General features: G+C 43.5%; 12 protein-coding genes. 2 read left to right on the top strand and 10 right to left on the bottom strand.

The genetic code is table 11. The annotated features are described in order from the left end of the window. Positions 1 to 323: 323 nt before the first annotated feature. The 3 genes from H6F44_RS16415 to ctaD form a co-directional block, all read right to left on the bottom strand. A complete protein-coding gene (locus H6F44_RS16415) occupies positions 324 to 1,835 on the bottom strand; it encodes a GMC oxidoreductase (protein WP_190352111.1) in 1,512 nt (503 codons plus the stop codon). A 300-nt stretch (positions 1,836 to 2,135) separates the two neighbouring features. Next, the gene (locus tag H6F44_RS16420) at positions 2,136 to 2,747 is read right to left on the bottom strand and encodes a cytochrome c oxidase subunit 3 (protein WP_190352112.1); all 612 of its coding nucleotides are present in this window, start codon (positions 2,745 to 2,747) and stop codon (positions 2,136 to 2,138) included. Beyond that, positions 2,734 to 4,413: a cytochrome c oxidase subunit I gene (ctaD, locus tag H6F44_RS16425; protein ID WP_190352113.1), complete on the bottom strand. Its 1,680-nt coding sequence runs from the start codon at positions 4,411 to 4,413 to the stop codon at positions 2,734 to 2,736. Before ctaD ends, H6F44_RS16420 begins: the two co-directional genes overlap by 14 nt. Before the next feature lie 346 nt (positions 4,414 to 4,759). Here ctaD and H6F44_RS16430 point away from each other — a divergent pair, with 346 nt between their 5' ends. Together H6F44_RS16430 and H6F44_RS16435 are read left to right on the top strand one after the other, a co-directional pair. Further along, complete coding sequence (locus H6F44_RS16430; protein ID WP_190352114.1) at positions 4,760 to 5,566, top strand: hypothetical protein; 807 nt, start codon at positions 4,760 to 4,762, stop codon at positions 5,564 to 5,566. A gap of 160 nt (positions 5,567 to 5,726) precedes the next feature. Then, entirely contained in the window at positions 5,727 to 6,431 is a 705-nt protein-coding gene (locus H6F44_RS16435) for a DUF1350 family protein (protein ID WP_199302164.1), read from the top strand. A gap of 525 nt (positions 6,432 to 6,956) precedes the next feature. Here the strand turns inward: H6F44_RS16435 and H6F44_RS16440 are convergent. The 7 genes from H6F44_RS16440 to zds all read right to left on the bottom strand — a co-directional run bounded on the left by H6F44_RS16440 (position 6,957) and on the right by zds (position 14,616). Continuing rightward, positions 6,957 to 7,484, bottom strand: a complete 528-nt coding sequence (locus H6F44_RS16440) for a type IV pilin-like G/H family protein (RefSeq protein ID WP_190352115.1) — start codon at positions 7,482 to 7,484, stop codon at positions 6,957 to 6,959. A 16-nt stretch (positions 7,485 to 7,500) separates the two neighbouring features. Next, positions 7,501 to 8,397, bottom strand: coding sequence for a cytochrome c oxidase subunit II (locus H6F44_RS16445; RefSeq protein WP_190352116.1), 897 nt, complete (start codon positions 8,395 to 8,397; stop codon positions 7,501 to 7,503). After that, a complete protein-coding gene (locus H6F44_RS16450; protein ID WP_190352117.1) occupies positions 8,394 to 9,005 on the bottom strand; it encodes a DUF2231 domain-containing protein in 612 nt (203 codons plus the stop codon). Before H6F44_RS16450 ends, H6F44_RS16445 begins: the two co-directional genes overlap by 4 nt. Beyond that, positions 9,002 to 9,502 carry a DUF2231 domain-containing protein gene (locus tag H6F44_RS16455; RefSeq protein ID WP_190352118.1) on the bottom strand — a complete coding sequence of 167 codons (501 nt, stop codon included), beginning with the start codon at positions 9,500 to 9,502 and terminating at the stop codon, positions 9,002 to 9,004. Before H6F44_RS16455 ends, H6F44_RS16450 begins: the two co-directional genes overlap by 4 nt. Positions 9,503 to 9,702: 200 nt before the next feature. After that, positions 9,703 to 11,994, bottom strand: a complete 2,292-nt coding sequence (locus H6F44_RS16460) for a PAS domain S-box protein (RefSeq protein ID WP_190352119.1) — start codon at positions 11,992 to 11,994, stop codon at positions 9,703 to 9,705. A 201-nt stretch (positions 11,995 to 12,195) separates the two neighbouring features. Continuing rightward, the gene (locus H6F44_RS16465) at positions 12,196 to 13,080 is read right to left on the bottom strand and encodes an ion channel (protein ID WP_190352120.1); all 885 of its coding nucleotides are present in this window, start codon (positions 13,078 to 13,080) and stop codon (positions 12,196 to 12,198) included. A gap of 147 nt (positions 13,081 to 13,227) precedes the next feature. After that, on the bottom strand, positions 13,228 to 14,616 hold the full coding sequence (gene zds, locus H6F44_RS16470; protein ID WP_190352121.1) for a 9,9'-di-cis-zeta-carotene desaturase: 1,389 nt from the start codon (positions 14,614 to 14,616) through the stop codon (positions 13,228 to 13,230). Positions 14,617 to 14,748 lie beyond the last annotated feature (132 nt).

Below are 14,748 nucleotides of genomic sequence, written 5' to 3' on the forward strand. Positions count from 1 at the left end.
AATCCATGCAATGTTCCAAAGATCTTACGTTTGCGTACAGCTTTTCTTAATAATTCCCCATCGCTAAGTATTTCTACTTAGCGCAAACTTGGGATGCTCCCTCATCAGCTAGTTTCTCATAGTTATTAACTAATAATTTACGTCGTCTATCCATATTGTTTAAGATTATTCTAAGAAAATTGGCAATGAACTAGTAGTTAAATTATTTGTTTTTATGTAGGGGATCTAGGGCATCTCTATCTCTAATAAATAGCTATATTCTCAATAGTTTTGAGTTAATAGAGATGCCATTTAAGTCTGTTATTTTTTTAATATATCTTAATCTATTTCAACCTCTCAGCTAACCGATCACCTACTCTTAGAGCATTAGCAATAATCGTCAAAGCAGGACTGACCGCCGCATTAGACGGAAAGAAACTGCCATCTACCACATAGAGATTATCGAGATCGTGGGTGCGGCAATCGCGATCTAAAACCGAAGTTAAAGGATCGTCACCAAAGCGACAGGTTCCGCATTGATTGGCGACCACTTGCAACGGCGACTCGGCGCGGGGATGCAGAAACCCAGTACGGAAACCATCCAGTGACTTTTCGATATTTTTTAACACATCAGTCCAGCGATAAATTAAGCGATCGTGGGCTTCCGTATTGTTGGGATTGTAATCGATATGGATTTTATTATTTTCAAGGCGCACGCGATTATTGGAGTCTGGCAAATCCTCCGTTTGCGCCCACCAGCCGATCGAATGGGTGGCTAACTGCTTCAGTCCAAAGTTGGGCATGAGCCGCGCCACAATCGAGAATACGGGAGGAGATTCGGCAAAAATGATGTCGGTGAGTAGTCCGCCTGAATTCTGAATATGTCCCATTGGATAAGGGAAATCCTCATCACCCCAATAGAAATCATTCACATATATAGACTTTTGGAAGGAGCCATTATTGGGCTTCGTGCTGAGTTGAACGACTGATGACAACAGGCTTTTCATCAAGTTCCGTCCCACTTGATCGGAGCTATTGGCAAGTCCTTTGGGATGGGAATCATTAGCCGAGCGCAACAGCAACGCCGCCGAATTGATTGCACCACAGGCAAGCACGACAATATCGCCTAAAAACAGATAGGACTGTCCACCCACTTCTGCTTCTACTCCCTTCACCGATCGCCCCGATGGATTGGTATGTAAAGCGATCACTTTGGCTTGGGTTTTCAAGGTGACATTTGCCGACTTTAAGGCAGGGACGAGGCAGCTTTCTTCAGAGTCGCTAGTGGGGTCATCCTCTTGACGGGTCAAGCCGAGGGGAATTGTAGAGGGATGCAAACCTTGATTAGCGATCGCCTCATAGATCTTCTGAATCTCAGGCTCATGACTGACCGCAGGATAGGGATAATCAGCGCTGTGAGTTGGTTCGGTGCTGTCAGTTTGTGACTCACCATGCACCTTATAGAGATTTTCGGCTTCGGTGTAATAAGGCTCAAACTCGTCATACTTCACGCACCATTCTGGCGAAATTCCCGCTTGATGAGTGACTGCTTCAAAGTCCTTCTCGCGCCGCCGCAATAGAGCCGCACCATAGATTTTCGTATTCCCTCCGATCGCATAGTTAGTTTGTGGTGAAAATGGCTCACCTGTGTGGTCATACCATTGTTCAGGAGCATGATAGCGATCGCGCTGAAAGATATCAATATTACTGCGATTCTGTTCTTCGAGGGGCATAAAGTCACCACGTTCTAGAATCAGAATCTTCTTACCTGTAGAAGCCAGTTTATAGGCAAGGGTTCCGCCCCCCGCACCAGTTCCCACAATAATCACATCGTAATAATGGTCATCAATAATCATTAGGTTTTCCTCTTTGGAATAAATAATTTAGAAATAGAAAACAACCATAAAACAACCGTAAAAGAACTGTAGGGGCAGAGCATTTGCGCCACAGTTTCCAAACTCTCCACAAAAATCTCAGTCCGCAAATGCTCTGCCCTCTTCGCTTTCACCGATAAATTATCCCTGCGTCTGATGTTTTGCGATTGTCCCTACGTTGAGAGGTTTTGGGCAAAGCATTCCCAAATAGAGATGATCTAAGAATTTATAGATTGGGGTGGGAATGCTTTGCCCCTACAGATTTATGTTTTTAGGATTCTTTTACTGCCAAACATAAATCAAAACAAACAATGCAATCCAAATCACATCGACAAAATGCCAAAATAGTGAAGTGGATTTGACTCCGAATTCTCCTTTTGCGTAATTATCAGGAAAGAACGATCGCACTAACATGATTAGCTGCAACAGCACACCCGTTAAAACGTGCAAACCGTGAAAACCTGTCAGCAAATAGAAACTACCACCAAATACGCCATCACCGAAGCCAAAGGCTAAGCCACTCCATTCCACGGCTTGACCGTAAAGGAAATAACTACCCATAGCGATCGTTAGTAACCAGAAGGCGCGAAAGCCCCACAGTTGCTTTTTATGGAGGAATTTCTCAGCGATGTAGATGGTGAAACTACTGGAAACCAGAGTCACAGTGTTAATCGCAGGTTCGCGAATTTCTAGCCCTGTGACACCATCAGGAAGCCAATTGAGGGATGTCGTTTTATAGACAATATAGGCAGCGAAAAAGCTCAGGAAGATAACGCTTTCGGAAAGTAGGAATACCACAAAGCCGAATAGCCGATTATCGGGATGCTCACTATGGGCGGCGTGGGCAACTTCCAAAATAGGATTCTCACTAACAGAAGTATTAACTGGTTGCATGATTTACCTCCAACTTATCAGGATTAGAAACTAAGGGTTCATCTTTGCCATAGCCATAGGGTTCGGAAATTACAATCGGTAATTCCTCAAAGTTCTCATGGGATGGCGGCGAAGAAATTAGCCACTCCAAACCGATCGCTCGCCAAGGATTTTTGGGAGCTTTTTCACCCTGTACCCAAGAGCTAACCATATTCAAAATGAAAGGAATCGTCGATACTCCCAAGAGAAAGCCGCCTAAACTAGCGATCACATTCCAGAATGCAAACTCTGGATCGTAGGAGGCAACGCGGCGGGGCATTCCCTGCAAACCGAGGGGATGCATCGGAAAGAAACAGGCATTCGTACCGATAAAGGTGAGGATAAAATGCAGTTTCCCTAAACCTTCGGAATACATTCTGCCCGTCATTTTGGGGAACCAATGATACAGCGCTGCGTAGATTCCCATTACCACCGCGCCGTAAATTACATAATGGAAATGTCCGACCACAAAGTAAGTATTATTCACATGAATATCTACGGGAACAGAAGCCAGCATGATGCCCGTGATTCCTGCGAATACAAACATCACCATCGCTCCTAATCCAAATAGCATCGCTGTATTTAGCTTGATTTTGCCACCCCAGATCGTCGCTACCCAAGCAAATACCTTGATTCCCGTCGGCACAGAAATCAACATTGTGGTCGCCATAAATAGCATCCGCATCCAGCTAGGTGTGCCACTAGCAAACATATGATGCACCCAAACCACAGCGCTCAATCCCGTAATAATCAACGAAGATACCGCTACGACCTTGTACCCAAACAGAGGCTTACGGGCATAGACAGGGAAAATCTCTGAGAAAATCCCAAATACGGGCAAGATAATTACATAGACCGCAGGATGGGAATAGAACCAGAAAAAATGTTGAAAGAGAACGGGATCACCGCCCTTAGCGGGATCGAAGAAACTCGTACCAAAGGTCAAATCCGATAGCAGCATCACTGCCCCTGCGGTCAAGGCTGGCAATCCAAATAATTGAATGATCTGTGCGGCAAGGACTGTCCACACAAACACAGGCATTTTGAACCAAGTCATGCCCGTTGTTCGCATTCGGAAAATGGTAGTTACGAAGTTAATCGCGCCCATAATCGAAGCCACGCCCGAAATGGCGACCGCAACTAACCAAAGGAACTGACCATTAACAATATTTCCAGTAGGATTTTGCAAACTCACAGGCGGATAAGCCCACCAGCCCGATTGCGAAGATCCCCCAGGAATAAAGAAGCTTGCCATCAGGATTACACCAAAGACGGGAACCATCCAAAAGGCAACCGCATTTAACTTAGGAAAAGCCATATCACGAGCGCCGATCATCAATGGCACTAGGTAATTAGATATGCCTAAAAGTACAGGAAATGTCCAAAGAAACAGCATGATCGTGCCGTGCATCGTGAACATGGAGTTATACACAGCGCGATCAACGAGATCCGATTCAGGAGTAATTAGTTCACCCCTGATCACCATCGCCAAAACGCCGCCAATGAGAAAAAAGAAAAAAGAAGTAACAATATATTGAATCCCAATCACTTTATGATCGGTACTAAATCCAAAAAATCGCCGCCAGTCTTCGGGCTGCTCAGACTGAGGTGGAAGATCGGCGATCTTATCAATAGAAATGTTTGTCATGATTTATTTATAAATTGCTATAGCGGGGTTGATGGACTACCATGATTGTGAATTTTCCTCGATCGCTGACTTATCTGGCATTATAACTGACCAGAAACTGCTATGAATCGGTTGATTTCGTTAAAAAAATAAGGTGTGTTGTATTGCAGGAAGTCACCCTACGCGATTGGCGATCGCACTAAGTAGAATGGTGATAATAAGGCTAAGAAAGATTAAGATTAGACGCTTGACTTGTGATAATCAGCATGAGAGTTGACTTGTGATAATCAGCATGAGAGTATTCTTATGATTTCCATGCTCGCTGTGGAAATCAGTCTTTAAGCAACCAAAAAATTCAGAATAATTCATGAAAAAATTAGCTACATTTTTGGCTGTGGTTCTTAGCTTTGTTTTGTGTCTAGGTGGGGTAAACCCAGCCTTTGCACAACAAGCTACCCAGCCCAAATCTCGTGGGATAACCACTTTTTACGTCACTCCCCAACAACAGGCTGAAGGAGTTAATGTATATCACGATATATTGAAATATGATGTGGCGATTCCCAATATCGACCTTAGCGCGGTTCTCCCTGAAGATTTAACCGATTTTCCAGCCGCTTATAAGCAAGTACTAGAAGCTTCACGGCAGAAAAACGGTGTTAATGGCTCGTTTACTGAAGGTTGGTTTGACTTCCAAGGTGCAAGCGCTGTAGTGCCAGGAACTAACACGCTTTTCGCTGTTGACGTTAATAGTCCTCAAGACAGAATCTACAGTGTTGTTGCTGGTCTGCCTGCATCTCAATGCCCTGTCAAAATCGCAAATACCCAGATCGCTTTCTTTGATAGTGTTGTAGATGCTGACTCCAAGGCAAAAGAATTAGATAGTCGGGGATATTTAGTTTATATTTCTCCTGTAGACGATCTGACCATCAAAGCATTTTCGCAAATTTTTTACGATCAAACTACTGGTAAAAAGAAGACTGATTCAAACTGCTTCTTAGTTTCTGGAGCCACTGAAAAAGTTACAACCGATTTTAAGAAGATCTTTACTTTACTTCCTCCAAAATTACAGCAACCAGCAAGGCAACAGCCATTTGAGTTCGAGCCTAGAGTTGGAGATTCAATTTTTCTTGTCAATGCAAGAAAGGATGTGACTCGTCCAATTAGAAATAAATAAGCTAAAAACCTGAAAGTTAGTGATGCCAGTTGCAATTTAGAATTTGCCACAAGCATCACTAGCTATGGTCTTATTCTTAAACTATGCGATTTACTTATTTACTTGAAAATTCTGGAATGGAATTAATTTCTTATAGGCAATTAACTTAAGCGGTTTATTTATGAAATTTCAACCTATCGCTCATAGCTGGGTAGCTCTACATCCAGAACCAAAAGGAGTCATTCAATTTATTGGTGGCGCATTCTTCGGCACATTTTTTCCAATGTTTTTCTATCGTTCCCTGCTTCGGGGGTTATTTGAGGATGGCTATACGATAGTTGTCTTACCATTCAACTTTACTTTTGATCATTATGCTGAAGCTGGCTTTTTAATCAAAGAGCAGTATGAAATCATGCCAGAACTAGTCAGAATAGCTATATCCTACGGATATGAATATTCTACATATCTCAGCGATAGCAATTTTGCTTGGCTTGGGCATAGTATTGGCTGCAAATATATTGCTCTTTTGGAAGCATTTAGTGCCTTACATTCAATTGACAGTCCGCAAAAGTTGAAAGAACTGATTGGAAAGATAATTAGAGAAACAGCAACCAAAAGGGATTCTCCAGCAAATCTTGATCGCAAGATTGATAATGTTTTTAATGATCTTTCACGGTTAACCAACGATCTGAAGCTAAAGAGAACTGAGGCTAAAGCATTAATTGCCCGTTACGTTGAGCGAGCTACTAATGCCAAGCAGTCAGAAAATCTTGTCACAATCATCAGCCTCTTTATCAAAAACCAACCTTCTTTACTACTCGCTCCCGTAAATACGGGGCTTGATAGTGCTATTCCTAAGCCATTAGCCGCCGTATTGATTAATTGAGGAATAAATGTCAATCCAACGCCAGAACAAACCTATGCGCTCATAAGATCTGGCAATTTATTCAATCTCTTAGGGATAGTTGACTTCAAGACCGATAAAATTGCTTCTTCAACTTGCCATTGGTTTGAGAAAGATTTTAAAAAGCCACCTGAGAATTTTCAAGAACATTTAATAGGCGGTCATCTAAGACCATTGGGTATCCAATTGGGTAACTTTGTGATCAATTTCCCAGACTTTGGCGACAATATTCCTCTTATTGAGTCTATTCAAAAACGCGATGCGAATCTTCAAGTTCCTGTTAGTGAATTATTTCAAAATCTAATTTCTGTTATAGGTAGGACTTACGCAAAATAGCCAAAAGCAGGGGCAGTTCATGAATTGCCCCTACGCTAGCATCAGGGTTTCAAGTGCTTTTGTGTAAGTCCTAATAAGTTCAACTAGTGGCATTTGAGACTCTCCTCGTCTAAAGGTTGGTGAAAAGGTTGGGATAGTAGCTTATCAGATGGAAACAACTACTAGTGATCGCTATCTGGCATAAAATCCACTAGGACAAGTAAATTTTCCTCCATTGAATATAGGTTTAGGAGGCTTATCAAAGCTACCTTGCTCCGCTACACAGAGAATAGAATCTGTGGTTTTTTGTTTTCGGTCATAGGCGACTGCCCCAACTAATGGGGATATCTCAGCTTTTGTAAGCCCCAGTCGGAACAAATCGGTGGGAACCGCTCTCGGAGTTGCATAGATATAAAAGCGATCGCTAGTTACCTCTGTAGAAAAGCTGTAGCGCTTAGTTTTTTCGGGAATTGGTGGAATACCTATCGATTCGTAGGATTTGGTAAAGGTCTGATACTCTGATATGTGATAGGCTTGCGCCTTCACATAATGACCTGTTGTACTTATGTCTGGGTTCCCGCAAGCACAGCCAATCGGTACTTGAATAAAACAAATTCCAATACCTAGTGGAATAGCACCAATGCCAATCATGGCTAGTACACGTTTAGAACTTTTTTTTGTCGGAACTGCTGCCGCTTCTTTTCCTAATAGATCGGACATCGCTTAGCCTCCATATTTAATTAGCATAATTCACCACAGGCGGAGCCGCAGGCACAACCGTTGCCCAATTAGTCGCATTGGCTCGTTTAGCATATTCACTGGCGGCGCGATTGTAAGCAGCGACAGGCGCAGTAATAGCGGCATCCGCCAACCATTTTTGATAGTCATCAGGAGATTGCACCACCACATCGGTTTGCATCGCGGCGAAATAAGTACCGCTATATTCCGAATCGCGTAATCGATATTTCCCTTCGCGAATGGGCGTAAATTCAAAATCAATATCACGCCCAGGGATCACATCTTGCTTCACTCGAAAAGCAGGAATATATAAGCCATGCAGCACATCTTCAGAGTGAAGTACTAGCTTAATCCTGCGATTATTGGGTAAATGCAATTCCGTACTGCTAACCGCATCTGCACCATTGCCATAACGAAATACCCATGCCCATTGCCGCGCTAGCACTTGAATTCTTTCAGTTTCTGAGGTTTGAGAGTCACTCATTTCCGCCGCATCAGCCGCCGCCATCATAGCTCTGTGACTATGCTCCATTGGTCCTAAAATTGACATCTGGTCATAAATTTGATAGCTATAGCCAGCAATCCAAATCACCAAGGCAAAGGGAATCGCTGTCCAGATGATTTCTAGTTTGACATTGCCCTCAATATGGGGACCATCACTAAGATCGTATTTTTCGGCACGTTGAAATAAAACCGAATAGGTCAAAGTGCCAACTACACCGAGAAAAATAAATGTTCCTAAGGTCACTAAAAAGCTAAATAGGTTATCAACTAATATTGATTCCGCCGAAGCTTGGGGTGGAAACCATGTATAGGCAGCCTGTCCCATCCAGAGACTAATCAGGGCGATCGCCACAGCCACAGCCCCCAAAATCAAAACCAACCGAACTTTCATAGTGCCTCCTGCAATTGATTGAGACTCTTACCCAAGCGTAACAGGCGATCGGCGGTAATATGCACCCCAAACTCTGAGGCAAGCTGAGCGCCCAGAGTGCCATGCACAAACATGATCCCAAAGATTACTAATCCTGCTAACAAATAGCTCCATTGCACCTGCTGACCCATATCCTTGCGCCATAGGAAGCGCTGAAAGCCACGCCAGACAGTCATTCCCACGATTAGAGCTAATAAAAGCACACCACCGACGCCATGCCAGAGCATCGTTTCCATCGCTTGTAAACCCCAAGCGCTCTTCACATTCTCATCAGGGGTAGCGAGTAAGATTTCGTAAAAGCCTGCCCCGACAGTAAAGAAAGTGATGATTGAGGCGGCGACCATGTTGTACCAACCGACATCAAAAAAATTTGACCTAGCCGCAGGGATCGCCATAAATTTGAATAGCGGCTTTTCCAAAACAAAAAATACACCGACAAAATCGAAGCCGATCGCCACAATAAATAGACCGAGTGTCAAGTGAACAAGATTAGGATGCATGGGCAAGATGTAGGGTAGCCCATTTGCCCCCAACTGACCGCTTAGTTGATTAATTAGTTCAATATTCATTGCAAATTTGCCTCCCGCATTGCTTCAACCACAGGCACTGTATGTAATCCATATACCCAAACCAATAAATCGCCTAAATAGACCTGAAACAGAACTATTGCTGTTAATAATACTCCTACTCCCAAAAAAGACAATGGTAAGACCTTGGGATCACGCAGCCGTAAGACATAGCGCCATCCCGTAATCGCGGCAATAATTCCTGAAAGTGACCAACCAATAATGGTATGTAAGTTGAGTGTAGCTTCTACTTGACTATAGGGTTCGGCAAGTCCAGCTTCGATCTGCCCAAAAATGATCGCGATAAAAATAGAAATTGTGGCAAAGAATAAGTTCCACCAGCTTACTTCGTATAGTTTGGTGTTGCGGGTGAAATAGCCAAGCGCGTCACAGACTACCGCAAACAGCACCATCGCGATTACAAAATGCACCACAATCGGATGGATCGTGTCTGGATAAGGTAAATTATGGTCATTTAGTGGCGGAAGGTGTTCCAGCATATTATTTTGTGGTTGCTAGTATTGCTAAGTAGCTAGGCATAGGTAAACTAAGAACCTAGAAAGTAGTCTTATCCACTAAGCGAGCGGAACAGACGCTAGATTTAGATTTTAATTATGACGGGCTACTTATTATCAGACTAAGGCAGCCATTGCGGCTTTGGTTAAATATTCAACTAGATTTAAAGATTTGTGTAAGAATTCTAATGATTATGGGTTGATGCAAAAATTGCACCTTCAATGAGAGCATCCTCAAGCTTAGCATTTTCAAGATCGGCTCCGCGCAGGTCGGCTCCGCGCAAGTCAGCCCCTTGGAGGTTGGCAGATTGGAAATTTACACCCCGCAGATCTGCACCTCGAAGATTAGCGTTATAAAAGTTGACATCGCTACAGTTACTTCCATTTAATTCAGCCCCGCGTAAGTCTATTTGTTGCAGGTCAGCTTTGGTAAGATCTGCTCCGCTTAGCTGCCAACCTGCAAAGTTACGTTGCCCTATTTTATATTGATGAATTAATTGATTGCCACTAACTGGAGCTAGAACTGGAGCTAGGGAAGGGGTTCGCAATGATGACTCGGCAGTGATTGGCGTAATCTGACTGTCTGCATAGCTGAGATTGGGGTTTATGCGCTCATTTTGATGTACTGATTGATGTACTGATTGATGTACTGATTTGTCAATAATTCTGAGAACACCGATAATTTTGCCATTCAAATCATGGACGAGAACTGTGGAAATAATGGCATCTATCCATTCCTGATTATGCAATTGTCCATTATTTATTTTATTTATTTTATTTATTTGCAAGCGAATGGATACATTATTTAGAGGGTTGCCAGCTAGGGTGTCAAGGATTGCTGATTGTAGCTCTTGAGAATCAGAGACAATGGGCGTACTGTGGCTAGTTGCAGCGATCTGATCCCATGCAAACAGCTCGGCAGCAACAGCATTCCAAAGTAGAACTTTGCCTTCGGGACTGATGATGTCGATCGCCACAGGAACAGCCTTCATGACAGCGCAAAGGAGTTCGTTGGTGTGTTGTAGATTTGCTTCAGCTTCACCTCTCTCACTGATGTCAATACAAACTCCATCAGCAATTACTTGTCCAGATTCCGTTTGATAGTAACGGGTAATGTTCTGCGCCCATTTGATATCTCCCGAAATTGAAATGATCCGAAACTCATGGCGAAAGGTTGCAAGTTTATCAAAACCAGCTTGGACTAGGGCTTTAAATTGATCGACATCTTCTGGATGGATTAAATCAAGAATTTGATAGGGATTAGCGATCGCCTGCCTTGGCGACATTCCCACTAAATCCACCAAACCATCGCTGACAAAGGGAATAGAAACCTTGCCTTGATGATTAATAGCTATGCGGTAGAAGGTTGCGGGCATACTGGAGGCGATCGCCCCTATACGTAGTTCGCTCTCCCTGAGCGCCGATTCGGTGCGCTTACGCTCAGTAACGTTACGAGAATTAACTACCAAACCTTGCACATTGCTATCTTGCAACAGATCACAGCATACAGATTCTAGATAGATCCAGTCGCCATTGATATGCTGATAGCGCATCACAATTGGAGTTGATACAGCCACCATATCAACTGTATGGGCAAGGAAGTTTTGAAAAATCGGCAAATCATCTGCATGAATAAATTTGATAAACTTTTTGCCGATCAAATCTTCGGGCATATAGCCTAGATTTTGGAAAACCGCAGGGCTACAATATTGAATAGTGGTATCAATATCAAGAATATTTACAATATCGGAAGAATGCTGCATGATCGCCCTGAGCTTGGCTTCATTGCGGATAAGATTGCGAGAAATCCGCCGTTGTTCTTCCCTTTCCATCCGAATTTGCCGATCCATCAAATTTAATTTGGCATTCATCTCAGCAACGCGAATTTCTAGACGCTGATGGGACTGTTGCAGCTTATCTGTATCCTGTCGGCGCTGCGTAATATCTTGAATCCACCAGCGCATCCCTAACACTTTGCCATCGTTCGGCGATCGCATACTGATGATCGTAAAGCTGGCTTCGTAGGGCTGACCTGTGGGAAACTGCATCCGAAAGTCGAGGCTTTTGATATTTTGACCACGCTGCAATTGTCCAATTAATCTTTGAAACTGTTCTTTATAAGAAGGATAGACAAAATTTTCGAGGTTTTTGCCGATGGGATGGGAGCCAAACATCAGCATAGCAGCGCGATTAGCCTCAGAAATATCACCATTGGCATCGGTGACAAAGTAACCATCGGGAGCAAATTCAAAGAGATCTTGATAGCGGTCTAAAGTTGCTTGCTGCGATCGCTGCCAGGCTTCTAATTGCAATAGATGATCTCGCAGCATTTCCAGCGTATCGGTTAAATTTAAATTATTCAAACCTTGGTTGGCGATCTCTGCACTAGAAGAAACTGGCAACAGGCTAATATTTTCAATAGCCTCTAATTGCTGCATCGCAATTGCCATCAATTCCTGTCCAATGTGCATTTTCATTGCAAAACCCCTAAATCCATTGAGTTATTGACCGATAAGCTATTTTATACCAAATCAAGAAATGGCTACGTCAGGTCTTATCGCAATCGCCGCTCAAACAAATTACAAGAAAAAAGCTAAAATCTCTTTGGGGTAATACTTTCAATCTTTTTCTTGATTTGGATTTGGGCGCTCTGGACTATAGGTCAGCGCAGAACACCATTAATTGGGTATGACATCATGAAAGTGCTGAAAATCAAGGTAGCGGTATCCATCATTGCCTAAATGAATAATATCCACAAAGCAATAGTTGAAAAGAATCTTATGGGATGCGTAAATATGCCTAGCATGAATCGTACCTTCAATAGTTTCATCAACACCAGTTAATGAAACTAAAATTTGCGCGTTTAGCCTTTCCAATATTTCTCGATCCATATTGTAGAGCGGACTATTTTCATTAATGGTGTGAATTACTGTCCAAGATAGTAAAAATACTGGAGAATGATCCCGCAATAATTTCAGTTCATGTAGCCGTCGCATCATCTGCCCCTCACTGCTGACCTCATCAAGCATCAGATAGACCTTAAGCCTTGCCTCTAGAATATTATTGCGGCGTTCATTGGCGGTGCGAAACATCAAAGTTGGTACGCCATTGTAGTTATGGATGGTGGCAACATGGCTAAACATCACCTTTGCCGCAGATTTGGCAAATCTGGTGAAAGCGATGCCTGTAATTACAGCAAATAACATCAAACTAGTGATCGACTCTAGGGTAACGAGCAAATTTGCATAGAGGGTTTGCGGGTGCATCACTCCATAACCAATGGAGGCTAGGGTTTGAACACTAAAGAAAAAAGCTTCCAAAAAACTCCCTTCTTTCATGCCGCCGATCGCTTGGGGATCGATCAAATATAGAACCGCAAAAACACCATTGAGAAAAACATCAAAGATGATGACAATACTCAGGAAGCCTAGCCAAGGGACTGTCAGGAGCAGATGGTAAGGATCGCGAAGATATGATTGCCAAGAGTTGCCGCCTGCCACTTGCAACACTCCATCCCGTTGCTCCAATTTGATCAGTTTGTTTTGCAGCTTTTTAATGCCCATATTTCTCAGCCTATTGATTTTGAACTACAGCCCTTTGCGCTCAAACCCAAGCCAGCAAGGAAATTAAAAACTTAGTGGCGTAACGCTTTTAATTTCCCTATAGGGACTCGTTTGATCGGCTTTTTCGCTAATTCACCGCGAATTCTGTTACCTAGACTTAACCACTTCCGCCGCGCACATCTTGCCCGATAATGTCGCGCCTTCCATACTATCGATATAGTCCTGCATGGTGTAGCTGCCTGCCAAGAAGAAGTTGGAAATAGGAGTCGCCTGAGCAGGACGGAAGGGATCTTTGCCTGGGGCTTCGCGATAGAGAGACTGGGCGAGTTTGACCACACTTGACCAAGTGACATTTAGTTTATGAGAGGAGGGGAAAATCTCATGGACTTGAGCAACCATTTTCTCAACAATTTGCTCATTACTCATCTTGATATAGTCATCCGCAGGTGTAATTACCACCTGCAAAAGTGAGCCTTCTCCTTCCTTATAGTAATGGGTTGGGCTGGTAATTGCCAAATCGGCAAAAGTGGAGAAATCGACCCTAGTGGCATAGAGCAGGTTATCAATATCTGTCACCCAACCATCAAAGCGTAACTGCACAGTGATCACTGGTACGGCATCCAACTTATAGATATTGTCAAATTGTGGCCAGGCTCGCCATTTTGCGGGAATGAGTCGCTTTACCCCAGGAATATCGACAGCACAGATATAGACATCAGCAGTCACGATTTCTTCGCCGTCTTCTTTACCCATGATTAAGCCCGTCACGCGAGTGCTTTCGCCTTCGCCTTCAAAGAGAACTTCGCGAACACCACGGCGCAAATGGAACTTGCCACCGCGTTCTTCAATATATTTAACAATTGGTGCATGAAGGAAATCATTGGGAGAGCCTTCAAGCATTCTCAAAACCGAGGCTTCGGTGCGGGATGCAAAAAACTGAAAAATAGTGAGCATACAGCGTGCGGAGATATTTTCGCAGTCGATGAAGCCCAAACCATAGGCGATCGCATCCCACATGATTTCCAGACTCTTCTCCGAGCCGCCCATGGAGGTAAACCAATCCTTGAAACTAATATTGTCTAGGGCGCGGATTTGTTTCATCGCCGCTTCATGGTTCAGCAATCCTAAGATCAAAGGGCTACGGGCAAGGGCGATCGCATTTTGAATCTTGTCCTTGAGGGGTAACTGCCCTGTGGTCACAAATGCTTTTAAGCCATGAAAGGGCGCACCGCCAAAGTTGCGAAAATCGAGCGCCGCCTGACTACCATCAGGATTCACGAAAATATGGGTATGTTCTTTAAGTAACAAATGCTCAAAGCCGCCTGTCTTTTGCATCAAGGCAAATAGGTTGTAATAGCAGCCAAAAAACACGTGCAGCCCCATCTCGATATGGTTGCCATCTTTGTCTAGCCAACTGCTGACCTTGCCGCCCACAAAGGGACGCGACTCAAAAAGCTCAACTTCATAGCCCTGTTCGCTTAGTTCGACTGCCGCACTCATACCCGCTAAGCCTGATCCAATAATCGCTGCTTTCATGTTTATGCTCGACCCTTACTGTCGTTACCTTGTTGTTAATATTTGCTTAACATATTGTAATCTTGTTTTGCTCATGCTCTCTTCTCTCCCATATCAATTTACAAATATCGCAGTTTGCAAGCTGGCAAGGCA

This window comes from Pseudanabaena cinerea FACHB-1277 (genome assembly GCF_014696345.1).
Taxonomy (GTDB): Bacteria; Cyanobacteriota; Cyanobacteriia; order Pseudanabaenales; family Pseudanabaenaceae; genus Pseudanabaena; species Pseudanabaena cinerea.